The organism is Bartonella sp. AA81SXKL, assembly GCF_042196945.1.
Taxonomy (GTDB): domain Bacteria; phylum Pseudomonadota; class Alphaproteobacteria; order Rhizobiales; family Rhizobiaceae; genus Bartonella.
Window position 1 is genome coordinate 1 of sequence record NZ_JBHIRH010000095.1, and the last position, 1189, is coordinate 1189.

A 1189-nucleotide genomic window follows, 5' to 3' on the forward strand; every position below is an offset into this window, starting at 1 on the left:
AATGGCGAAGAGCAAGTTTGAACGAACAAAACCGCATGTTAATATTGGTACGATTGGTCACGTTGATCATGGGAAGACCTCGTTGACAGCAGCGATTACGAAATATTTTGGTGAATTTAAAGCTTATGACCAAATTGACGCTGCGCCAGAGGAACGCGCACGTGGAATTACTATTTCTACAGCACACGTTGAGTATGAAACGGAAAATCGTCACTATGCGCACGTTGATTGTCCAGGACACGCTGATTATGTGAAAAACATGATCACAGGGGCAGCACAGATGGATGGTGCTATTTTGGTTGTTTCAGCAGCTGATGGCCCAATGCCTCAGACGCGTGAGCATATTTTGCTTGCACGTCAGGTTGGTGTTCCAGCAATTGTTGTTTTTCTTAATAAAGTTGATCAGGTTGATGATGCAGAACTTTTGGAGCTTGTAGAGCTTGAGGTTCGGGAACTTTTATCCAAATATGATTTTCCAGGCGATGATATACCAATTGTTAAGGGTTCTGCGTTGGCAGCCCTTGAGGATAAGGATAAAAGCATTGGTGAAGATGCTGTTCGTCTTTTAATGAGTGAAGTTGATAATTATATTCCAACCCCTGAACGTCCTGTTGATCAACCATTTTTGATGCCGATAGAGGATGTATTTTCGATTTCGGGTCGTGGAACCGTTGTTACGGGTCGTGTTGAGCGTGGTGTTATTAAAGTTGGAGAGGAAATCGAGATTATCGGTATTCGTCCAACGTCTAAGACGACGGTTACAGGCGTTGAAATGTTCCGCAAGCTTTTGGATCAAGGTCAAGCGGGTGATAATATAGGGGCTCTGCTACGTGGTGTTGACCGTGAAGGGATTGAGCGTGGTCAAGTATTGGCAAAGCCAGGATCCGTTACACCTCATACACGGTTTAAAGCAGAAGCTTACATTTTGACAAAAGATGAAGGTGGACGTCATACACCATTTTTCACGAATTATCGTCCTCAGTTTTACTTCCGCACGACGGATGTTACAGGTATTGTTACGCTTCCAGAAGGAACGGAAATGGTTATGCCAGGTGACAATGTTGCGATGGATGTTTCGTTGATCGTTCCGATAGCGATGGAAGAGAAACTTCGTTTTGCTATTCGTGAAGGTGGTCGTACTGTTGGTGCCGGTATCGTCTCTAAGATCATTGAATAAATAATGCTTGTT

Annotated in this window: 1 protein-coding gene; it reads left to right on the forward strand. The window is 43.8% G+C overall.

Annotation, left to right across the window (positions count from 1 at the left end):
* Window position 1 precedes the first annotated feature (1 nt).
* Window positions 2-1177, forward strand: a complete 1176-nt coding sequence (gene tuf, locus ACFINZ_RS09755; RefSeq protein ID WP_012755022.1) for an elongation factor Tu — start codon at window positions 2-4, stop codon at window positions 1175-1177.
* Window positions 1178-1189: the final 12 nt, after the last annotated feature.

Excerpts from the sequence above, each read along its gene's own strand:
- tuf (WP_012755022.1), top strand. The coding sequence starts at position 2 with ATGGCGAAGAGCAAGTTTGAACGAACAAAACCGCATGTTAATATTGGT.